We start from the raw sequence: 22,097 nt of genomic DNA, 5'->3' as shown, positions 1-22,097 counted from the left end.
GTCGGGCGGGTTAGCGCAACGCGCCGCTATCGGGTTCGCTGCTGGAGGGCGGATTACGCTTCGCCAATCCGCCCTACGGTCCTTTGCCCACGCGCTCCTACTGATACGTGCTCGGCTTGTGGTGCCCATTCATTCCGCAGGGCGTTTCGCCGTTGGCGGCCTTGCGCGCCAGCAGTTCCCGCTCCGCCTTGTACCAGAGCTGATCCATCTTGCCCGGCGGTTCGCCGGCATCCTTCCACAATTCGTAGGCGCGGGTCCGAATCTCCTGCTCGGTTGGGCCTGTCATGGGCGGCTCCCTCAATTTGAGACATCAAACCGTTTGGAGTGGAACTGCCAGCATAGCGCAAGGTTCCAAGGCGCGCGAGATCGCCGCGCTGCCCATCGCACCATCTGTGCACAAGCGCCGTTGTGCAGGCCATTTGCCGGAAACTGCATTTGATTTGAGCGCGCGAAGAGCGGCTCCGGGGGAAAAGACCCCGAAGCATATGGCTGTCAACAAGGGTGCCCAATTCCCCAGCATCAAGCGCGGCCACCGGCAGCGCGCCGGTCTTGCGGAGGCAACCTACCCCTTCTGAGGTATGAAACCTTTGCGCGCTTCTGCAGACTTAAGATTATCAGGATTTTGCCGTGACCTTCCTGGGGCTAGAGACAGCGCCGCTCGCATGTATTTTAAGCGGGCGGCGTTGGGCTGTCAGGCAGGGCTCGTTCGCCGTTCCCGACCGCTTGAGCATTGTCGGTTCTGATTGAATTAGAACCGAGGCTCCAGACTCTCGCTTTGACGCGTTTTCTTCACGCGAACCGGTGTCCACTTCGCTCGAAAACGCTTCCAGAGCCGCACCAAGGCGCGGCGGCTGCTCAGCGCAAGTTTGCAGTGAAGAAATCGAGCGCAAGGCCGATCGTCTCGGCATGGACCGCCTCGCGGTCGATGCCATCGGGATCGCGGCAGACAGCCCCGATCACCAGACGCCCTACTGCGGTACAGGTATCGAAGAAGACGAAATGGCCGGCGCGCGGAAACTCCGTCAGCGCCGCATGCGGCATGGCCTTGCCGAGCGCTTCGGCTCCGGAGGCCGGCGGCGCCACTTCATCGGCGCTTCCCGTGACCATCGCGACCGGGATCGATATCCCGCCAAGGCTCTCCGGCGTCAGGGCCGGTCCCGGTCCCGGCGCCATGGCAAAGACGGCACGGACGCGCTCATCGCGATAGGAATTGCCGGCAAGGCTGTAGCGCTGCCGGAAGTCGGGATCGGAACCGAGGCGCAGCCGGCTCTTCCGGCGCAGGTCCGAGACGCCCGCTTGCGCCGTGCACAACGCGTCGGCAGCGGGTGAGCGGCAGAACGCTTCCGTCCGCGCCGGATCGGTGATGCCGCCTGCGATCGCAAGCACCGTGTAGCCGCCGAGCGAGTGGCCGGCAGCGCCGATCCGCGCCGGGTCGAGCCGGTCGCCGAACGTCTCGTCGGCGCGCATCGCGTCGATGATCGCGCTGAGGTCGACGGCGCGCAGCCACATCAGCGCAAAACCCTCGACCGTGTAGTCCTCCAATTGATTATTCCCCGGATGGTTGACCGCAACGGCGATAAATCCGTGGGCTGCAAGCCCCACGCCGAGCCAGGCGAGATCGGATGCCGTGCCGCCGAAGCCGTGCGACAGCAGCACCAGCGGACGTCGCGGTCCCACCGCGGGCGCAGCATCGGGCGCGGCGCGGCCGGCACGGGCGAAGGGGATGAGGCGCGGTCCGATCGATTGCGGCTGCTCGCGCGCTTCGGCCACGGCCGGGTACCAGATCATGACGCGGAGCGCGTGAGTTGCGGCGCCGCGCCAGTCGTAAGGCTCGGCCGGAACGAAATCGCGCGTCGTGACGCCGACCTTCAATACAGCATCGTCGGCGCGTGCGAACTGCGGCGCCGCGAACAGGATCAACCACAGCGCCAGAAACCGCATCCAGACGCTCCCCGATCACCGTTGGTCGCTCCGCGCATCCGCGGTCCGGCTCGATGTGTCCGGATGTTTCGCCGCGATGCGCCGCATCATCCCGGCACGCCGCGTGCGCCCTACTCCGCCGCCTGGCGCACGTGGCGCGCGGTCGGGGTGCGCATCGTCACCAGCTCTTCGGAGGCGGTCGGATGCAGCGCGACGGTGGCGTCGAAGTCCGCCTTGGTCGCCTTCATCTTGACGGCGATCGCAACGGCTTGGGTGATCTCGGCGGCGGCATCGCCGACGATGTGACAGCCGAGCACGCGGTCGCTCGAGCCGTCGACCACGATCTTCATCAGCACGCGGGTGTCGCGGCCGGACATCGTCGCCTTGATCGGCCGGAAATCGGTCTTGTAGATGTCGACGTGGCTATACTGCGCCCGCGCCTCTTCTTCGGTGAGGCCGACGGTGCCGACCTCCGGCTGCGAGAACACCGCGGTCGGGATCGTGGCGTGGTCGACCTGCACGGGGCGCTTGCCGAACACGGTGTCGGCGAAGGCATGGCCCTCGCGGATCGCGACCGGGGTCAGATTGGTGCGGTGGGTGACGTCGCCGACCGCGTAGATGTTGTCGACCGAGGTCTTCGACCAGCCGTCGACCTGGATGCCGCCATTGGCGGGATTGATGGCAACGCCCGCGGCTTCGAGCCCGAGACCCCTGACATTGGGATGGCGGCCGATCGCAATCATCACCTGGTCGGAGGCGATGCTCGAGCCGCTGGACAGATGGGTGGTGAAATCGCGGCCGTGCTTGTCGACCTTCGCCACCGTGCAGCCGGTGATGATGGTAATGCCGCGCTTCTCCATCTCGGCGCGGACATGCTTGCGGACGTCCTCGTCGAAGCCGCGCAGGACGCTGTCGCCCCGGTAGACCACCGTGACGTCGGAGCCGAAGCCGGCGAAGATGCCCGCGAATTCCAGTGCGATGTAGCCGCCGCCCTGGATCACGATCCGCTTCGGCAGCTCCTTCAGGTGAAACGCCTCGTTGGAGGAGATCACGTGCTCGATGCCGGGAACGGCCGGCCCGTGATTGGGCGCGCCGCCGGTGGCGATCAGGATGTATTTCGCCGTCACCTTCTCGCCGGTGGCGAGCCGAACGGTGTGGGCATCCTCCAGCACCGCACGGGTCTTGACGATCCTGGCGCCCGACTTCTCGACATTGCTGGTGTAGGCGCCCTCGAGCCGGGCGATCTCCTTGTCCTTGTTGGCGACGAGCGTGGCCCAGTCGAACGAGACCTGGCCGATGCTCCAGCCGAAGCCGGCCGCGTCCTCGATCTCCTGGTGGACGTGGCTGCCGATCACGAACAGCTTCTTCGGCACGCAGCCGCGGATCACGCAGGTGCCGCCCATCCGGTACTCTTCGGCGACCATGACCTTCGCGCCATAGTTGGCGGCGATGCGGGCGGCCCGAACGCCGCCCGAACCACCACCGATGACAAACAGGTCGACGTCAAACTCGGCCATGGCAACCTCTCACTTCCTTCTCCCTCGCCCCGCTCTTGCGGGGTCAAGACGAGCAAAGCTCGCTCTTGGAGGGTTGGGGTGAGGGGCCGCCTCCACGAATCCGACTCGCGGAGAGTCCCCCTCACCCGGCACTTCGTGCCGACCTCTCCCCGCAAGCGGGGCGAGGTGATCAGCCCGTTTAGATATCCTTGCCGCGCTTCTTCATCTCGGCCTTGAACTGGCCGTTGACGATCACGCCGAACTGCTGCGCCCACTGCTGCATATATTGCAGCGATCCGTTGATTGCCGTGGGCTCAGCGGTCAAAAGCTTCTGACCGAGCGGGGTCTTGTAGAACGTCACGAGGTCCTTCAGCTCCTGCTCGGTGAACTCGGCGGCGTAGATCTGCGCCATGCCGTCGCCGATTTCCTTCTCGCCGCCCGCGAACTGCTTGGCGACGATCACCGCCACCTCGTCGAGATCCTTCTGGTAATTCAGGTACTGCTGCAACAGACCGGTCTTGGTCTTCTCGATGATTCCCGGAACAGCGCCGGAATACATCACCGCCACGTTCTTCATCGTCAGGATTTCCTTGGCAGCCGCAATCGCCGCGGGGGTCGACTGCTTGACCTTGGGCATGGGGGGCAGCTGCTGCTGCGCCATGGCCGGTGCGGCCGCGAGCGCGAGGCCAGCCGCCAGGGCCACTGCCGACAAAAGTCCCGAAAAACGCTTCATTCCAAGTCTCCTTGCTTGCGGCGTTAGCGCCGTTCAACAACCCGAATTCCCTGTGCGCCGGCCAGAACGGCGACGCTGCCGAGCCCGATGAACAGACCATGTTCAACCACGCCCGGAATCACGCTGAGCAAACCGGCGAGACGCGGCGGGTCGCCGATCCGGCCGAGATGGGCATCGACGATCCAGTGGCCGCCATCGGTGACAAAAACGTGACCGTCCTTGCCCTTACGGACGATCATCTGGCCGGACACGCCAGCCTGTGCGAACGCCCGCGCCATCGCGGCCTCTGTCGCAGCGAGCCCGAACGGGATCACCTCGACCGGCAGCGGAAAGCGGCCGAGCACCTCGACCCATTTGCTGTCGTCGGCGATCACGATCATGCGATCACTGGCGGCTGCTACGATCTTCTCGCGCAGCAGCGCGCCGCCGCCGCCCTTGATCAGATTGAGCGCGTGGTCGATCTCGTCGGCGCCGTCGATGGTGAGGTCGAGATGATCGACCTCGTCCAGCGTGGTCAGCGGAATGCCGCAGCGGATCGCGTCCGCTCGGGTCGCCTCCGAGGTCGGCACGCCGATCACCTTCATGCCGGCGCGGACCTTCTCGCCGAGCAGCTCGACGAAATGCTTGGCGGTCGACCCGGTGCCGAGCCCGAGCTTCATGCCGTCGCGCACCTCTTCGAGCGCGCGCGCCGCCGCCTGGCGTTTCAGTGCGTCCATATCCACGGCCGATAGCCCCTCGGTTGTCCGTTACGGGCGCGCCATCGGGCGGCCCGGCGGGCGCATATCTAGCCTCGATTCACGGGCAGGAATAGCGCCATCCGGGCCCGTCTTTAGGCCGAAACGGCATCCATCGCGGCCAAAATCGCCGCAAAACGGTCCTCGACCTCGGCCCGCATCCCGGGATGGGTGAAAACATAGAGCTGGTCGTCGTGAATCGCGCGCACCACGCGGGCTGCAACCGCAGCCGGATCGAGACCGGCCTCCAGGCGGCGCGCGATCTCGGCGACGACAGCGGCCATCGGGCTCGCCGGGTCGAGCTGGCGGGGCGGTCCGTAGTGCTCGGCGCGGTTGCGCCCGCTCTCGCCGATCCGGGTCCGCACATAGCTCGGACAGAGCACGCTGACGCCGATCCCGAGCGGCGCGAGTTGCGCCGAAAGTCCTTCGGAGAGGCTGACGACGGCGAATTTGGTCGCCGAATACGGGCTGACGCCGAGCCCGGCATTCATCCCGGCCATCGAGGCGGTGTTGACGATATGGCCGCCCTCGCCGTGCGCACGGATGTGCGGCAGGAAGCTCCTGATGCCGTGCACGACGCCCATCAGGTTGACGTCGATCACCCAGCGCCAATCATCGACCGAGATCTGGTCGATGCCGCCGCCACCTGCGACGCCGGCATTGTTGCAGACGACATGGACGTTGCCGACGGCACGGAACGATGCCTCTGCCGCGCGGTCGACGCTTGCGGGATCGGCGACGTCGCAGACCACACCATGGACATCCGCGCCGCCGGCGCGCAGCGCAGCGACGGCCTTGTCGAGCGCGCCGGTTTCGATGTCGGCGAGCATCACCTTCATGCCCTCGCGCGCGAATGCGGTTGCCATGGCGAGGCCAATTCCGCTGGCCGCACCGGTGACAAAAGCGGCTTTTCCGGCGAGTTCCCGCATCCCGGCCTCCCCAATTTCATGACGCGCCGACATCTTACTCTTGCATCGCGGCGCGCAGCCCGATAGCGAAAAGCGTGATGTCCGCCTTCTCTCCCTCCATCATCGTGTTCGATCTCGACGGCACGCTGGTCGACACTGCGCCTGACCTGATCAGCGCGCTGAATTATGTGCTCGACCGCGAAGGTCTGCGGCCGGTGCCGCTGTCGGCCGCCCGGAACATGATCGGCGCCGGCGCGCGGAAGCTGCTCGAGCGCGGGCTCGAGGTGGACGGACGCGCGGTCAGCCTCGCGGACCTCGATCGCCTGACCAAGGATTTCATCGACTATTACGCTGAACACATCGTCGACGGCTCGCGCCCGTTCGACGGGCTCGAAGCCGCACTCGATCGGCTGGAGGCCAAGGGCCATCGCTTTGCGGTCTGCACCAACAAGCTGGAATGGCTGTCGAAGCTGCTGCTCGACCGGCTCGGTTTGACGGCGCGCTTTGCCGCGATCTGCGGCCAGGACACATTCGGCGTCGCCAAGCCCGATCCGGCGTTCCTGCGTGAGACGGTCGCCCGCGCCGGCGGAAGACTGCCAGGCGCCATCATGGTCGGCGATGCCGGTCCCGATGTTGGGGTCGCCCGGCGCGCCAGCGTTCCGGTGATCGGCGTCGATTTCGGCTACACCGACGTCCCGATGACCGAGCTGAAGCCGGACCGGCTGATCAGCCATATGCGCGATCTGCCGGACGCCGTCGCTAGCCTCGGCGCAGCATAAGATTTCCGTAACACATTGATATTACTTGGCAATATTTTGCCGTGCGAATTTTCTATTAACCATCCTTTAACGAACAGACCTCCCCCTGTTGCACCTCTGTTCCGACGCTCCTATGGTCGGTCCGGGGATTGTGGCTGATTGCCGCAGTAGAGTGTGGATCATGCGTCGTATCATCGTGATTGCAGCCGCCGGGCTGAGCCTGGCCGGCTGCTCGTCGTTCTCATTGGACTCGTTCAAGTCGGCACCGCCGCCGATGCAGGTGCAGCTGGATTCGGCACCGCAAGGCGCGGACGCCGTGACCTCGATCGGGCCGGGTTGCAAGACGCCCTGCTCGGTGTCGATCCCGGCGCCGGAGGCCAACTTCACCGTCACCTTCAACATGCCGAAGTTCCAGTCGACGACGGTGCCGGTAACGGTGACCCGCTCGCCGGGCGACTTCACGAGCCCGGCCACGACCACGCTCGATCCGAGCCCGGTGTTCGCCGAGCTGCAACCCGCCGGCCCGCCGCCGCGCGGGCACAAGGCGATGCGGCCGAAAAAGAAGAAGCCGAAGCCGGCTGCCGCTGCGGCTCCTGCCGCTCCGGACGCGGCGTTCCCTGCTCCGAGCGCGGCACCGCCGCCGGCTGCGGCGCCCACGCGCTGACGTGCAACGCTGCACGCGTCTGATCGACATTGCACTGCACAAGAGCCCGGCCCAAAGCCGGGTTTTTGTATTTCGTGGAGCCACATCGGCGATTGCGATCATGTATCGCGCGATCTGCCTCACCGATCGCGCGCAATCAGCTTTGCATGTTGCGGATCATCCTTACGGACGCATTGTGACGGCGCGCCAACATGCATAGATTGTGGGTCTGGAGCCGAGTTCGGCTCCGCACGCAGGGAACACATTTCAAGACTTGAGTTGAGGTCTTGAGTTAAGGTCCCGCGTCGATGGCTTGGCTTATAGGCTTGGGTTGAATGAACGGATCCACGCAGGCGCATTCCGACACGCTGTTTCGTCCGATGACCGATCCGTTCGGCCGGACGATCCGTTACCTGCGCGTCTCCGTCACCGACCGCTGCGACCTGCGCTGCTTCTACTGCATGTCGGAAGACATGACCTTCCTGCCGAAGGCCGACCTGCTGACGCTGGAAGAGCTCGACCGCCTCTGCTCGGCCTTCGTCGCCAAGGGCGTGCGCAAGGTCCGCCTCACCGGCGGTGAGCCGCTGGTTCGCCGCAATGTGATGGGCCTGGTGCGTTCGCTGTCGCGCCATCTTTCGACCGGCGCGCTCGACGAATTGACGCTGACCACCAACGGTTCGCAGCTCGCACGCTTCGCGCAGGAGCTGGCCGATTGCGGCGTGCGTCGCGTCAACGTCTCGCTCGACACGCTCGACCCCGTAAAATTCCGGGCCATCACCCGCTGGGGCGACATCGACAAGGTGCTGGGGGGCATCGAGGCGGCGCGGTCGGCCGGGCTTGCGGTCAAGATCAACGCGGTCGCGCTGAAGAACATGAACGAGGACGAGATTCCCGCGCTGATGGAATGGGCGCATGGCAAGGGAATGGGCCTGACCTTGATCGAGGTGATGCCGATGGGCGACATCGGCGAGGGCCGCATCGATCAGTACGTTCCGCTGTCGCTGCTGCGCGCGCGGCTCGAGAACCACTACACGCTGACCGATCTTGCCGACGACACCGGCGGCCCTGCCCGCTATGTCCGGGTCGCGGAGACCGGCGGCAAGCTCGGCTTCATCACGCCGATGACCCACAATTTCTGCGAATCCTGCAACCGGGTGCGGATCACCTGCACCGGCACGCTGCACACCTGCCTCGGCCACGAGGACGCGTCCGACCTGCGCCGGCCGCTGCGCGCCTCCGACGACAACGATCTGCTGTCGGCGGCCATCGACCGGGCGATCGGATTGAAGCCGAAGGGGCACGATTTCATCATCGACCGCCGCCACAACCGCCCGAGCGTCAGCCGCCACATGAGCGTCACCGGCGGCTAGTTCAAGGCCCGCTGCAGACGCCTGCGCCGTCCCGCGATTACCAAGGCGGGACAACGATTTGCCGCGCCGTCAATTTGCCCATTTTCCGATTGACGGCGCTACACGGCGCTGATTTGGTGCCCCGGCTTTCACGCTCGCCCGGCCGGATAGGCCGCTGCCCCCTGTCGGCACCTGCCGACGATCCGGTAGCCAAGAGCACCTAACAACGGCGGAAGCGGATTTCGGGGGAGGATGAACGTTTGCAACTGCTCCTGAAGGTGAGCCGTGGCTCCGTGCGCGTGCGTGCGGCGGCCAGATGATGCTTGAAAAGATATTCGGCGCGCAGATCGCGCGGCCGTGGAGATCGTGATGCGCCCATTGTTGGCACTGAGTCAGGCCATCGACCGACTGAACGAGAAGATCGGATACGTCTGCAACCTCCTCGTCCTGCTCGCCTGCCTGGTCAGCGCCGGCAATGCCATGATCCGCTACGCGTTCAGCTACTCCTCGAACGGCTGGCTCGAGGCGCAGTGGTACATGTTTGCGATCCTCGTGATGTTCGGCGCCTCCTACACCTTCAAGCGCAACGAGCATGTGCGCGTCGAGATCCTCTATCTGATGCTGTCCGAACGCGGCCAGCTCTGGCTCGACTTGATCGGCACCCTGTTCTTCCTGATCCCCTCCTGTCTGCTGCTCGCCTATCTGTCCTGGCCGTTCTTCCACCAGGCCTATGCGGTCGGCGAGATGAGCGGCAATGCCGGCGGTCTGCTGCGCTGGCCGATCAAATTCGTTATCCCGTCCGGCTTCGTGATGCTCGCGTTGCAAGGCGTCTCCGAGGTGATCAAGCGGATCGCCGCGCTGCAGGGCTATGTGACGATCGACGCGAAGTACGAGAGGCCGACGCAATGACCATTACGCTGGAGATGATGCCGCCACTGATGTTCGGCGGCCTGATCATTGCAATGCTGATCGGCTATCCGGTGGCGTTCACGCTCGCCGCGGTCGGCCTGTCGTTCGGGTTTCTCTCGATCTATCTCGGCTTCTTCGACCTCAACTTCCTGCAGGCGATCCCGGGCCGCATCTTCGGCAGCGTGCTGTCCAACGAGCTCCTGCTCGCGATCCCGTTCTTCACCTTCATGGGCGCGATATTGGAGAGATGCGGGCTCGCCGAGGACATGCTGGATTCGATGGGCCAGCTGTTCGGCCCGATCCGCGGCGGCCTCGGCTATTCCGTGATCATCGTCGGCTTCATCCTCGGCGCCATCACCGGCACGGTGGCAGCGCAGGTGATCGCCATGGCGCTGATCTCGATGCCGGTGATGATCCGCTACGGCTACAATATCCGTTACATCACGGGCGTGCTCGCGGCCTCCGGCACCATCACGCAACTTGTCCCTCCCTCTCTCGTCCTGATCGTGCTCGCCGACCAGCTCGGCAAATCGGTCGGCGACATGTATCTCGGCGCCTGGGGCCCATCGGTGTCCCAGATCCTGCTGTTCGCCGGCTACACCTTCCTGCTCGGCATCTTCAAGCCGAGCCATGTGCCTGCGGTGCCGATCGATGCGCGCACGCTGACCGGCTGGGCGCTGTGGAAGAAGTGCCTGCTCGGCATCATCCCCTCCGCGGTGCTGATCTTCGTCGTGCTCGGCACCATGATGATGGGCCTTGCGACCCCGACGGAAGCCGGCGCCATGGGCGCGGTCGGCGCCATCGTGCTCGCCGCGATCCACCACAAGGATTTCAGCGCGACCGGCCGCAAGGTGCTCATAATAGGCGTGATCGCCGGCGGCATCGGCACCATCATCGCGATGCTCTACAGCGAGAACCTGATCTTCAGGCTCGCGTTCGCGATCACCTATCTCGCGGTGGTCTGGATCTGCCTCGAGGCCGTCAAGATCCCGGACCTGCGCGACCTGATCAAGCAGGGGTACGAGACCACCATGCGCATCACCTGCATGGTCACCTTCATCCTGATCGGCTCGACCTGCTTCTCGGTGGTGTTCCTCGGCGTCTCGGGCGGCGTCTGGCTCGAGCACCTTCTGACCTCGCTGCCCGGCGGCGTCTGGGGCTTCCTGATCTTCATCAACCTCTTCATCTTCTTCCTGGCGTTTTTCCTCGATTTCTTCGAGATCGCCTTCATCATCCTGCCGATGATCGCGCCGATCGCGCAGAAGGTACTGGCGCCGGTGGTCGGCCCCGACGCCGCGCTGATCTGGTTCGGCGTCATGCTCTGCGTCAACATGCAGACCTCGTTCCTGCATCCGCCGTTCGGCTTCGCGCTGTTCTATCTGCGCGGCGTGGCGCCGAAGGAAGTGAAGAGCTCGGACATCTATTGGGGCGCAATGCCCTGGATCGGGCTTCAGGCGATCATGGTGGCGCTGGTGATCGCATTCCCGGTCGTCGTCACCGGATTGCTCGACAAGCCGCTCGATGTCGACCTCAACAAGGTCAAGATCGAGGTGCCGCAGATCGAGCTGCCGCCGCTCGATTTCGGGCAACCGAAGCAGTAGCCGGCGTCAGCTTCTTCAGCGTGCCCCGGCGGAAGCGGGGCACGCTGGAACCGTTGACGGCGGCGTCGAGTCCTGTGAAGACGCGGGGATACGGATCGCCCTCCAACTCACAGACCGCCGCCATGCCCCAATCGCGTCCCGCCCGCTCGTTCGTTCGCCCGCTCATCGCATCCCTCAGCCTGGCATCCCTCAGCCTGGCGTTTGCCGCTGCCACAGCACACGCGGCGCCGGCGGCCGACATTCGCGCGCTGGCGCAACAGGAGCAGCAGCCGCTGCTCGACACCCTGCGCGACCTCGTGCAGATCGAATCCGGCAGCAAGGACATCGAAGGCCTGAACCAGATCGCTGCGCGCATCGCCGGCCAGCTCAAAGAACTCGGCGGCGCGGTGGACATCCTGCAGACCACCGACATCTACCGGCTGGACGACACGCCGGAGAAGATCGGCCCTGCCGTGCAGGCCGTCTTCAAGGGCACGGGCAGCGCGAAAATCATGCTGATCGCGCATATGGACACGGTGTATCTGAAGGGCATGCTGAAGGATCAGCCCTTTCGCGTCGATGGCGACAAAGCTTACGGCCTCGGCATCGCCGACGACAAGCAGGGCATCGCCACCATCATCCACAGCGTGGCGCTGCTGCAGAAGCTGAACTTCAAGGATTACGGCACGCTCACGGTGCTGATCAATGGCGACGAGGAGATCTCTTCGCCCGGCTGGCGCAGCACCATCACCCGCGTCGCAGCTGAACAGGATGCCGTGTTCTCGTTCGAAGGCAGCGACGCCAGCGGCACGCTCCGCCTCGCCACCAGCGGCATCGGCTCGGCCTACCTCACGGTGCATGGCAAGTCGTCGCATGCGGGCGCCAGGCCTGAAGGCGGCGTGAATGCGCTCTATGAGCTGTCACACCAGGTGCTGCAGATGAAGGACCTGTCGAAGCCCGAGCAGGGCCTGAAGCTCAACTGGACAGTTTCGAAGTCCGGCACCAACCGTAACGTGATCCCCGCGGAAGCCACCGCCCAGGCCGATGCGCGCGCGCTCAAGGTGTCCGACTTCGACGAGCTCGAGACGGCGCTGCAGGACAAGATCAAGAACCGCCTGCTGCCCGACTCCAAGGTGGACGTGAAGTTCGAGGTACGCCGACCGCCGCTCGAAGCCAACGACGCCTCGCGCCGCGTGGCCGGCCACGGCAAGACGATCTATCAGGAACTTGGCATGCCGCTGAACGTGGCCGAGCGGGCCACGGGCGGCGGCACCGACGCTGCGTTTGCCGCCCTCAAGACCAAGGGAGCTGTGGTTGAAGGCATGGGCCTCTCCGGTTTCGGCGCACACTCCAACGATGCCGAGTATGTGCAGATCAACAGCATCGTGCCGCGCCTGTATTTGACCACGCGCATCATCATGGACCTGTCCGACGGCAAGCTGAAATAGACCGGCAGGCCCGCGGCGCGACGGGTGCCGCAGGCCGAGCCTCTCACGCGGTCGCCGGCTGTGCCTTGGCGAGGCGGAAGCTCAGCGTAAACTGGGCACCGCCGGACGGCAGGTTCTCGACCTTGATCGTCGCGTCGTGATCGTCGACGACGCCGCGGACGATCGAGAGCCCGAGCCCCGCCCCGTCCGTGCGCTGGCGCTGACGATCGCCGCGCCAGAAGCGCTGGAACACCAGGCCCTGCTCGGCCGGCGCAATCCCCGGCCCGCAGTCGCGCACCTGCACCGAACCGTCCTCGTGCACCTCGACATCGACCGAGGTCGCGTCTGCCGTGTACTTGATGGCGTTCTCCGCCAGATTGAAGATCGCGCGCTGCAGCATCTCGGCATTGCCCTTGACCCGCACCGGACCGTCGGTGCCGCGCAGCGCGATGTCTTTCTGCTGCGCCAGCGCATAGGGCGCGATCGAGCCGACCACCTCGGCGCATACGGCACGCAGGTCCGCGGTTTCGCCGGGGTCCAGCACCAGCGTATCGAGCTCGGCGATCTCGAGCAGCTGGCTGACGATACGGCTCATGCTCTCGATGTCGGCATGCAGCTCCTTGGTCCCCCTAGCTACATCCAGCGTCTCGATCCGGGTCCTCAGGATCGCGAGCGGGGTGCGGAGCTGATGCGCCGCATCGGCGGTGAACTGGCGCTGCACGTGAAACCCGTCCTCCAGACGATCGAAGGCCTGGTTGACGGCGGTCACCAGCGGCAGGATCTCGCTCGGAATCCCCTCCGTCGGCAGACGGATGTCGGTCCTGGCCGGCCCGATACTCCTGGCCTCTTCCGAAGCCCGCAACAGCGGAATCACGGCACGGCGGAAGATCAGGATGTCGGTCGCCAGCAGGATCAGGAGGATCGGGATGGTGATCCAGCCGACCCGCCGGAAGAAGTTGGAAACGATGTCATCGATGATGACGTCGCGATGCGACAGGTCCTCGGCGACCTGGATGCGCAGCGTCTGGCCGCCGACGAGCTTGGTGGCGCTGGCGCCGGAAATCCGGTCGGCCAAGGCCGGCAGTCGCGGCGCTCCGCGATGCGACGAAAACAGCAGATTGTCGTCCGCATCGTAGATGTCGTAGCGATAGCGGCCATAGGCGTCGGAATAGAGCCCCCTCAGGCTGTCCGGCAGGTTGAGCTGCACCTTGCCGGCGGAATCGACCACGAGGTTCTGGCCGAGATCGGCGGCCTGATCGCGCATCGCTTCGCGATGCAGCTGGTTGATCTCCGAGTTCAGCAACCACAGCAGCAGCAGCGGCAGGAAGATCGCGGCCACCGCGACCGCCACGATGTGCAGGAACACGATCCGCGAGGTCAGCGACGTGAAGCGGAACACCCCTATTTCTCCTCCGCCATCAGATAGCCGACGCCGCGAATGGTGTGGATGGTGACCTTGGCGCGGTGCTCGGTGAGCAGCTTGCGCAGGCGCGACACGTAGACCTCGACCGCATTCGAGGCGACCTCGCCCGACAGTCCGAAGATGTGGTCCTCGACATTCTTCTTCGGCACCACCCGCCCCTGCCGCCGCAGCAGGATCTCGAGCACCGACGTTTCACGCGCGGAGAAAACGTGCGGAGCACCGTCGACGAACACCTGCTTGCTCTCGGTGTCATAGACCAGATTGGCGAGCTTCAGCGACGAGCCGAGCAGCTGGCCGGGCCGGCGCAGGATGGCTTCGAGCCGCGCCACCAGCTCTTCCAACGCGAACGGCTTCGCCAGATAATCGTCCGCACCGCTGCGCAGGCCGTTGACCCGATCCTGCAGTCCGTTGCGCGCGGTCAGCACCAGGACCGGCAGCGGGTCGGTCTTGCGGCGCAGCTCCGACAGCACCGACAGGCCATCACCGTCAGGCAGTCCGAGATCGAGGATCATGGCAGCATAGGTGACGCTGCGCAGCGCATCACGCGCCTCGGCAACGCTGTGGACGATATCGGACTCATATCCCGCCGCCACCAGCCCGCTCGCGAGCAGCCGCGAGAGCTCGAGATTGTCCTCGACGATCAGAAGGCGCATCGCAGCAGTCCTGTTTTCATTCGATCGGTCTTCCGATTGCACACCCTGTTGCGATGCGCCAGCCAAGCGACAATTCCGCAACAGATCGCGCGTTGAGCAATCCCGATATGCAAACGATACGCATTTAAGCACAACGCCCGGATTGCAGCTAACCGCGCTATATTTTGGCTATGCGCGACCGCTCCTGTCCCCACGCAAAATAGATAAACCGGCCTCCGCCGCAATCAAATTCGCGCGCCGGGCGCGCTCTTGAAAAGGGCAAGTGTAAGGCTGGCGTCAGCTAGCCCTGATAATCGTTCATCTGCTCTCACCGGGAGATCGACGACGGCCCACCATGCGGCAGGACCTCGTCTCTCGCGCGGGACCTTCATGCAGTATTGGCCAGGCGGGCGATGTCATTTCGAATGAAGTATATGGGCTTTGCGGCGATGCCGGTGCTGGCGGCGCTTCTCGCCGGCGCGTGGCTCACGACGCGCGCCGATGGTGTGCTGAACGCCAAGGCCGCCCAGGAGACCGCGCCGCAGGATGTCAATGTCGAGCAGCAATACGTCGCCCTGAGCGACAAGCAGGCGGCTTCCTTGAAGACCATCGCCGCGGAGCAGCGTTCGTTCCGGACCCTGAAGAACGCCGTCGGCTCGATCGACTTCAATCAGAACATGCTGGTGCAGGCGTTTACCCCAAATCCCGGCAGGATCGTCGACACGCCCCTCAATGTCGGTGACGAGGTTGCCAAGGGCGACAGGCTGTTCACGATCGACAGCCCCGATCTGCTGCAGGCCGAGTCGTCGCTGCTCGCCGCGGCCGGCGTGCTCGAACTGCAGACCAGGACGCTGGCCCGGGTCAGGCAGCTGCTGAAGACCGGCGGCGGCGCGCAAAAGGACGTCGATCAGGCGACGTCGGATCAGCAGACCGCCGAGGGCAACTACAAGGCCGGGCGCGACGCGGTGCGCATCTTCGGCAAGACCGATGCCGAAATCGACCGCATCGTCGCCGACCGCAAGGTCGATTCCATTCTGGTGGTGCCGAGCCCGATCTCCGGCCGGATCATTGCGCGCAATGCCGCGCCGGGTCTCTTTGTGCAGCCCGGCAATGCGCCGGCGCCCTATTCGCTGGCCGACATCTCGACGATGTGGATGGTCGCCAATGTGATCGAGACCGATGCCCCCGCCTACCGGATCGGCCAGCCGGTCGAGGTGCGGGTGCCGGCCTATCCGAACGAGGTGTTTCGCGGTCGCGTGACGACGCTTGGCCTCAACATCGATCCGAACTCGCACCGCCAGCTGGTGCGTTCGGTGATCGATGATCCCCAGCACAAGCTGCGCGCCGGCATGCTGGCGAGCTTCACGATCGAAACCGAGCCGCCAAAGCTGTCGGTGAGCGTTCCGCTGGACGCCATCGTGCGCGAGGGCGACGGCACGATGACGGTGTGGGTCACGACCGACGGCCGCAAGTTCGACCGCCGCACGGTGACGATCGGAATGGAGCAGGACGGCTGGCGGCAGATCCTCAGCGGCCTCGCAGCCGGCGAGCAGGTCGCTTCCACCGGCGCGATCTTCCTCAGCAACAAGTTCGCCAACGCGGCCACTGGCTAGCGCGCCAGCCGCAACGCTGACCGCGCCCTCTTCCGCTCAAGAGTAAGTGCAGCACCTTGATCAAGAGCCTCCTTCAATTCGGCCTGACCCGAAGCGCCGTCATCGTGCTCGGCCTCGCCGTGTTCTGCGCCGCCGGATTCGCCGCGTTCACCAAGCTGAACATCGAAGCCTATCCGAACCCGGCGCCCGTCATCCTCGAGATCACGGCGCAGGCCGCCGGCCTCTCCGCCGAGGAGATGGAGAAGTACTATACGATCCCGATGGAGGTCGGGCTGTACTCGACGCCGGGCGTGGTCAACATCCGCTCGACCTCGTTCTACGGCCTGTCGTTCGTGCGGGTCACCTTCAAATACGGCGTCGACTATTACTTCGCGCTCTCGCAGGCCACCAACAACCTGACGCAGAACGTCCAGCTTCCCGGCAATCAGATCCCGCAGATCCAGCAGTCCAGCCTGGTCGGCGAGATCTATCGCTACCAGCTCGTCGGTCCGCCGAATTTCGGCCTGACCAATCTCAGGACGTTGCAGGATTACGTCATCGCCCGCCGGCTGATGACGCTTCCAGGCGTGGTGCAGATCAATGCCTGGGGCGGCACCACCAAGCAGTTCAACGTCGACGCCGATCTCGCCAAGCTCGAAGCCTATAACATCACCGTGCCGCAGCTGATCAGCGCGCTGGGCAACGCGAACATCAATGTCGGTGGCCGCGAAATCGCGATCGGCCAGCAATCCGTCAACATCCGCGGCATCGGCCTGATCAACTCAGGTGGCGATGACGATATCACCAAGGGCTACAGGGTCCGGGACGTCGAGAACGTCGTCCTGACCCAATCCAACGGACTGCCGATCCAGATCAAGGACGTCGCCAAGGTCTCGGTCGGCTATGTGCCGCGGCTCGGCATCGCCGGAAAGGACAGGAACGACGACGTCGCCGCGGCGATCGTCGTGATGGGACGCACGCAGCACACCAACGACATCGTGCCGAAGGTCGAGGAGGAAGTCGCCAAGATCAACAGCGACGGCACCCTGCCCGCCGGCGTCAAGGTGGTCCCCTATTACGACCGCACCTCGCTGGTCAGCGTCACGACCCACACCGTGCTGCACAATTTGATGTTCGGCTGCCTGCTGGTGTTCGTGATCCAGTGGGTCTTCCTGGGCGATCTGCGCAGCGCGCTGATCGTCAGCGCCAACATCCCGTTCGCTCTGTTCTTCGCGATCATCATCCTGGTGCTGCAGGGCGAGGACGCCAACCTGCTGTCGCTCGGCGCCGTCGACTTCGGGATCATCGTCGATTCCGCCGTCATCATGATGGAGAACATCTTCCGCAACTTCCAGTCCAGCCCGGAGAACCGGCTGCGCGTGCTGCACAACCTCGCCGAGGGATACTGGGGTGGCGATCCCACGACGCGAAACGGCCAGCCTGCGCCGGGCTGGACCGAGCGGCTGCGCATGATCTTCGTCAGCGCATTGCAGGTCGACAAGGCGGTGTTCTTCACCGCGGCCATCACGGTCACCGCGTTCGTGCCGCTGTTCACCATGCAGGGCGTCGAAGGTCAGATCTTCGGACCGATGGCGCGAACCTACGGCTACGCGCTCGCCGGCGCGCTGCTGGCGACATTCACCGTGACGCCGGTGCTGGCGTCGCTGCTGCTGCCGCGGCATATCGAGGAAACCGAAACCATCATCGTGCGCTCGCTGCGCAAGGCCTACACGCCGGTGCTGCGCTGGTCGCTGACGCATCTGCGGGTCGCGGTCGCAGCCGGCATCATTTTCCTTGGACTGAGCGGCCTTGCTGCGAGCCGGCTCGGCAGCGAATTCCTGCCCGCGCTCGAGGAAGGCAATTTCTGGATCCGTGCCTCGATGCCGCCGACCATGTCGCTCGACGCCGGCACCGAACCGACCCGCAAGATGCGCGAGATCCTGTTGCGTCACCCCGAGATCATCACGGTGGTGTCGCAGCATGGCCGCCCCGACAATGGCAGCGATGCCTCTCCATTCTCGAACGTCGAGCTGTTCGCGCCGATCAAGCCGTTCGACCAGTGGCCACCCGGCCTGACCAAGGAGAAGCTGACCGAGGAGCTGCAGCGGGAGTTCGACGAGGAACTACCCGGCGTCACCTTCAACTTCTCGCAATACATCCAGGACAACGTCGAGGAGGCGCTGTCGGGCGTCAAGGGCGCGAACTCGGTCAAGATCATCGGTCCCAACCTCGCCGTGCTCGAACAGCTCGCGACCAAGGTCGCGCAGGAGATGGCCAAGATCCGCGGCGTCGCCGATCTCGGCATCTTCCATCTGGTCGGGCAGCCCAACCTCAATATCAAGGTGAACCGCGAGAAGGCTGCGCGCTACGGTCTCAATACCGGCGACGTGACGACCGTCGTCCAGGCCGCGCTCGGCGGTACCAGCGCGACGACGGTGCTGGAGGGCGACCGGCAGTTCGGCGTGGTGGTGCGGCTCGATCCCAAGTTCCGCCAGAGCATCGACGAGGTGCGCGAGATCAAGGTGGCCTACCAGACGCCATCCGGCACCAACGCCTACATCCCCTTGAGCGAGCTTGCCGACATCTCGCTCGATACCGGTGCGTCGTTCATCTACCGCGAGCGCAGCCAGCGCTACATCCCGATCAAGTTCAGCGTGCGCGGCCGCGATCTCGGCAGCACGGTGGCGGAAGCGCAGACGCGCGTCGCCGAGGCCGTGCAGCTTCCGACCGGTTACCGGATGATCTGGTCCGGCGAATTCGACAATCTCGAAGCCGCCAAGGCGCGCCTGATGATCGTGGTGCCGGTGACGCTGCTGCTGATCTTCGTGCTGCTCTACAGCCTGTTCAACTCGCTCCGCGACAGCCTGCTGGCGCTGGCCGGTATACCGTTCGCGGTCGGCGGCGGCCTGATCGCGCTGTATCTCGCCGGGCTCGATTTCTCGATCTCGGCCGCGATCGGCTTCATCTCGCTGTTCGGCGTCGCGGTCATGGACGGCATCCTCAACATCACCTATTTCCGCGAATTGCGGGCTTCGGGCATGAGCATCGCGGAGGCGGTGTTCAACAGCGCCGAGCAGCGCATGCGGCCGATGCTGATGACCGCGCTGTCCGCGGGCGTCGGCCTGTTCCCGGCGGCGCTGTCGCATGGCATCGGCAGCCAGGTGCAGCGGCCGCTCGCGACCGTGGTGGTCGGCGGCATGTTCATCGGCCCGTTGCTGCTGCTGATCGTAGCGCCTGCGCTGCGCAAGATCTTCCTGTCGCGCGAGCCTGTCGCCTCTCCCGACCAGGCGGCTACCACGGCGCCGCCCGAAGCGGCGCATGAAGGGGGCGCCTGATGTCCGAGATCGTCGCACGGATTGTTGCCGCGCTCGCGCGGTGCGCAAGGCACGCGCTGCGTCCGACGCTTGGCGCTGGCGCCGCCGGGCTGTTGTTGGCAAGCTGCGCCGCCGTCGGCCCGAATTTCGTGCCGCCGGCCGCTCCGGACGTCGATCGCTACACGCCGGAGAAGCTGGCCTCCCCGAGCTCGAGTGCCGGGGGCCCCAGCGTGCCCAAGCAGCACTTCGTCAGCGGAGAGGACCTATCGCTGCGGTGGTGGACGGCATTTCGCTCAAGGCCGCTCGACGAGTTGATCAAGATGTCGGTCGAGCACAACCCGTCCCTGCAGGCGGCCGAGGCGTCGATCAGGATTGCGCAATACAACGCGCTGGCCCAGCGCGGGCTGTTCTTCCCGCAGCTCGGCGCAAATTACACGCCCACCCAGCAGCAGATTTCCGGCGCATCGAGTTCGGGCCCGGGTGGCCAGTCGCCTTCGGTATTTTCGCTTCATACCGCGCAATTGAACGTCAGCTTCGTGCCGGATATTTGGGGCCAGAATGTTCGCGCGGTCGAAAGTCTCGACGCGATCTCCGAGCAGCAACTGTTCCAGCTGGAAGCAGCCTACCTCACGCTGACAGCCAACGTCGTCACCGCGGCGATCCAGGAAGCATCGCTTCGCGGCCAGATTGCAGCGATCCAGCGCGTCGTGAAGATCGAACGCGGCATTCTGGAGATCGTGAAGAACCAGTTCAACGCGGGCGGCGCCGCCCAGGTCGACGTGCTGGCGCAGGAGGCCGCGCTGGCCCAGTCCGAGCAACTGCTGCCGCCGCTCGAAAAGCAGCTCGCGGTTCAGCGCGACCTGCTGACGTCGCTGGCCGGGCAATTCTCGGCCGACGAAATCCTGCAGAAGTTCACGCTCGACCGCCTGGCGCTTCCCGCACACCTGCCGGTGAGCCTGCCGAGCAAGATGATTGCCCGGCGTCCGGATGTCAGGGCCGCGGAGGCGCTGCTGCACTCGGCGAACGCCCAGGTCGGCGTGTCGATCGCGGCGCGGCTGCCCAACATCACGATATCAGGCAATGCCGGCGCCGCCGGCTTCAGCCTCGCCGAATTGTTCACGCCGGGAACCAGCTTCTACGTCATCGCGGCGAGCGCGACCCAGCCACTGTTCGACGGCCTGACGCTGTACCACAAGCAGAAGGCCGCCGAGGCCGCGGTGGACCAGGCTGATGCGCTCTATCGCCAGGCCGTCGTCACGGCGATGCAGAACGTCGCCGACGCCTTGCGCAGCCTGCAGGCCGACGCGCGCGCCTTGCAGGCTGCGGTCAAGGCCGAGCTCGCCGCCAAGGCCAGCCTCGACATCATCCAGAAACAGCTTGCTCTCGGGCAGGTCAATCAGGTGGTCGTGCTCAATGCCCAGCAGGTCTATCTGACGGCCGCAGTGGTCCGCGTGCAGGCCCAGGCGACGCGCCTCTCGGACAGCGCCGCGCTTTTCATGGCGCTTGGTGGCGGCTGGCCGACAAACTGCGCATCCGACGACTGGCGCAAATGTGCCCTGGAGGATTCGCCCGCCGCCACCCCGCAGCGCGTCAGCGAAAACGGGCCGCCTGTCCGCTGACAAGCGCCGCACAAGGCTACTGACTGGAGGAACCGACGAATGAAAAACATGCTCACCCTGCCGGCAATTCTCCTTGCGATCTCTGCGGGATCCGCAGCCGCGCAAAGCGCGGTCGGCGGTCCGAAGAAGCCAAGCAATCTCGGCGGTCCCACCGAGCAGAAGAACCCGGTGGTTCGCACGACGCCGGCTGTCGTATCAACGCCTCCAGCATCGCCGCCAAAGCGATTGCCAAGGAAATAGCGGCACGCTCCCGCAATTGAGTTGGCTTCCGGGATTCACGCCGATCGGCTCGATGAGACCCATATGAAAAATACAATGCGTCTGCTTCTCATCGCTGCGGCCGGTGCCATGATGGCGTCGGTTGCCTGCGCGGCGCCTGTTCGGGTCACGCGGCTGTCGCCGCAAGACCCCGCAAGCGTCGTTCGGGTCCGGCTCGCTTGTGACCAGAACTGCCGTTGCTGGCAGACGCGCTATCAGCAGCGAACCTATCGCCGGAAGATCGACGATCAGGAGCGTCAGGATCCGAATTACTGCCCAGGCGCGGGGCACTATAACGGCCATTACCGCACCGGACCGGCCACCGGATTGAGCTTCGAAAGCCGCCTTCCGGTGCGCTCATTGCCGTTTCCATTTTGATCGACGGGGCTTGCACGATGATTGCCGGGCCGACGCGATCAGCGACCGCGCCTACCCGCGCCAACGGCACCGCGGCGCCGCCGATGACGACCCACCTGCGCATATCAGCGGGATCTCTGGAATACCTGAAGATCTGGACGGCGACGAAGAGGCAGACCGCGGCGCCCAGGATGATGCGAAACAAATCCGATGGCGTCTCGTAGGCCGACCAGATGGTTTCGTTTTGCGGACTTGCGACGCGAGCGGTGATGACCACCACCAGGGTCAGAAACAGCGTCCGCAGGATAAGACCGAGGAAACGCATATGGCGCCCTGATTCACGCTCCTGAGCAACGTTAGCACGAATCTGGGCGAACAGCATTCATTTGGCTGGCCCCTCGCCGGCTCCCAGCAAAAAACCCCGGAGCTTTGCCCGGGGTTCTGC

18 protein-coding genes are annotated in these 22,097 nt (G+C 65.0%); 9 read left to right on the top strand and 9 right to left on the bottom strand.

From position 1 onward, the window contains the following. Positions 1-97: 97 nt before the first annotated feature. The 6 genes from HU230_RS08730 to HU230_RS08705 form a co-directional block, all read right to left on the bottom strand. Positions 98-286, bottom strand: coding sequence for a DUF2934 domain-containing protein (locus tag HU230_RS08730; protein WP_176532023.1), 189 nt, complete (start codon positions 284-286; stop codon positions 98-100). 569 nt (positions 287-855) lie between these two features. Beyond that, on the bottom strand, positions 856-1,941 hold the full coding sequence (locus tag HU230_RS08725; RefSeq protein ID WP_176532024.1) for an alpha/beta hydrolase family protein: 1,086 nt from the start codon (positions 1,939-1,941) through the stop codon (positions 856-858). Positions 1,942-2,051: 110 nt separating this feature from the next. Further along, positions 2,052-3,437, bottom strand: a complete 1,386-nt coding sequence (gor, locus tag HU230_RS08720) for a glutathione-disulfide reductase (RefSeq protein ID WP_176532025.1) — start codon at positions 3,435-3,437, stop codon at positions 2,052-2,054. A 178-nt stretch (positions 3,438-3,615) separates the two neighbouring features. Further along, positions 3,616-4,149 (bottom strand): DUF2059 domain-containing protein, encoded by a 534-nt coding sequence (locus HU230_RS08715; RefSeq protein ID WP_092127182.1) that lies wholly within the window; start codon positions 4,147-4,149, stop codon positions 3,616-3,618. Between the two features lie 23 nt (positions 4,150-4,172). Further along, positions 4,173-4,871 carry a ribose-5-phosphate isomerase RpiA gene (rpiA, locus tag HU230_RS08710; RefSeq protein ID WP_176532026.1) on the bottom strand — a complete coding sequence of 233 codons (699 nt, stop codon included), beginning with the start codon at positions 4,869-4,871 and terminating at the stop codon, positions 4,173-4,175. Positions 4,872-4,978: 107 nt separating this feature from the next. Continuing rightward, positions 4,979-5,812 carry an SDR family NAD(P)-dependent oxidoreductase gene (locus HU230_RS08705; RefSeq protein ID WP_176532027.1) on the bottom strand — a complete coding sequence of 278 codons (834 nt, stop codon included), beginning with the start codon at positions 5,810-5,812 and terminating at the stop codon, positions 4,979-4,981. A 77-nt stretch (positions 5,813-5,889) separates the two neighbouring features. Here HU230_RS08705 and HU230_RS08700 point away from each other — a divergent pair, with 77 nt between their 5' ends. The 6 genes from HU230_RS08700 (at position 5,890) to HU230_RS08675 (ending at position 12,478) form a co-directional block, all read left to right on the top strand. After that, the gene (locus HU230_RS08700) at positions 5,890-6,570 is read left to right on the top strand and encodes an HAD hydrolase-like protein (RefSeq protein WP_176532028.1); all 681 of its coding nucleotides are present in this window, start codon (positions 5,890-5,892) and stop codon (positions 6,568-6,570) included. A 160-nt stretch (positions 6,571-6,730) separates the two neighbouring features. Next, complete coding sequence (locus HU230_RS08695; protein WP_176532029.1) at positions 6,731-7,213, top strand: hypothetical protein; 483 nt, start codon at positions 6,731-6,733, stop codon at positions 7,211-7,213. A 314-nt stretch (positions 7,214-7,527) separates the two neighbouring features. Further along, positions 7,528-8,562, top strand: a complete 1,035-nt coding sequence (gene moaA / locus HU230_RS08690; RefSeq protein ID WP_176532030.1) for a GTP 3',8-cyclase MoaA — start codon at positions 7,528-7,530, stop codon at positions 8,560-8,562. Between the two features lie 348 nt (positions 8,563-8,910). Next, positions 8,911-9,450, top strand: coding sequence for a TRAP transporter small permease subunit (locus HU230_RS08685; protein WP_092127299.1), 540 nt, complete (start codon positions 8,911-8,913; stop codon positions 9,448-9,450). Further along, a complete protein-coding gene (locus tag HU230_RS08680; protein ID WP_176532031.1) occupies positions 9,447-11,051 on the top strand; it encodes a TRAP transporter large permease in 1,605 nt (534 codons plus the stop codon). Before HU230_RS08685 ends, HU230_RS08680 begins: the two co-directional genes overlap by 4 nt. A 122-nt stretch (positions 11,052-11,173) precedes the next feature. Next, positions 11,174-12,478, top strand: a complete 1,305-nt coding sequence (locus HU230_RS08675) for a M20/M25/M40 family metallo-hydrolase (RefSeq protein WP_176532032.1) — start codon at positions 11,174-11,176, stop codon at positions 12,476-12,478. Between the two features lie 43 nt (positions 12,479-12,521). Here HU230_RS08675 and HU230_RS08670 read toward each other — a convergent pair whose 3' ends face one another. Together HU230_RS08670 and HU230_RS08665 are read right to left on the bottom strand one after the other, a co-directional pair. Continuing rightward, positions 12,522-13,856 (bottom strand): sensor histidine kinase, encoded by a 1,335-nt coding sequence (locus tag HU230_RS08670; RefSeq protein WP_176532033.1) that lies wholly within the window; start codon positions 13,854-13,856, stop codon positions 12,522-12,524. A gap of 2 nt (positions 13,857-13,858) precedes the next feature. Continuing rightward, positions 13,859-14,533 carry a response regulator gene (locus HU230_RS08665; protein WP_176532034.1) on the bottom strand — a complete coding sequence of 225 codons (675 nt, stop codon included), beginning with the start codon at positions 14,531-14,533 and terminating at the stop codon, positions 13,859-13,861. A 404-nt stretch (positions 14,534-14,937) separates the two neighbouring features. On the opposite strand from HU230_RS08665, the gene HU230_RS08660 reads away from it, so the two are divergent. Genes HU230_RS08660 through HU230_RS08650 form a run of 3 tightly spaced genes read left to right on the top strand, consistent with a single transcriptional unit; the run spans position 14,938 to position 21,037 of the window. Then, entirely contained in the window at positions 14,938-16,125 is a 1,188-nt protein-coding gene (locus HU230_RS08660) for an efflux RND transporter periplasmic adaptor subunit (protein ID WP_224943120.1), read from the top strand. Between the two features lie 56 nt (positions 16,126-16,181). Beyond that, entirely contained in the window at positions 16,182-19,439 is a 3,258-nt protein-coding gene (locus HU230_RS08655; protein ID WP_176532035.1) for an efflux RND transporter permease subunit, read from the top strand. After that, positions 19,439-21,037: an efflux transporter outer membrane subunit gene (locus HU230_RS08650; protein WP_176532036.1), complete on the top strand. Its 1,599-nt coding sequence runs from the start codon at positions 19,439-19,441 to the stop codon at positions 21,035-21,037. Before HU230_RS08655 ends, HU230_RS08650 begins: the two co-directional genes overlap by 1 nt. 385 nt (positions 21,038-21,422) lie before the next feature. On the opposite strand, the gene HU230_RS08645 is transcribed toward HU230_RS08650, so the two are convergent. Beyond that, the gene (locus tag HU230_RS08645) at positions 21,423-22,034 is read right to left on the bottom strand and encodes a hypothetical protein (RefSeq protein WP_176532037.1); all 612 of its coding nucleotides are present in this window, start codon (positions 22,032-22,034) and stop codon (positions 21,423-21,425) included. Between the last annotated feature and the right edge of the window lie 63 nt (positions 22,035-22,097).

This window comes from Bradyrhizobium quebecense (genome assembly GCF_013373795.3).
Lineage (GTDB): Bacteria > Pseudomonadota > Alphaproteobacteria > Rhizobiales > Xanthobacteraceae > Bradyrhizobium > Bradyrhizobium quebecense.
This window is presented reverse-complemented; position numbering and strand designations above follow the sequence as displayed.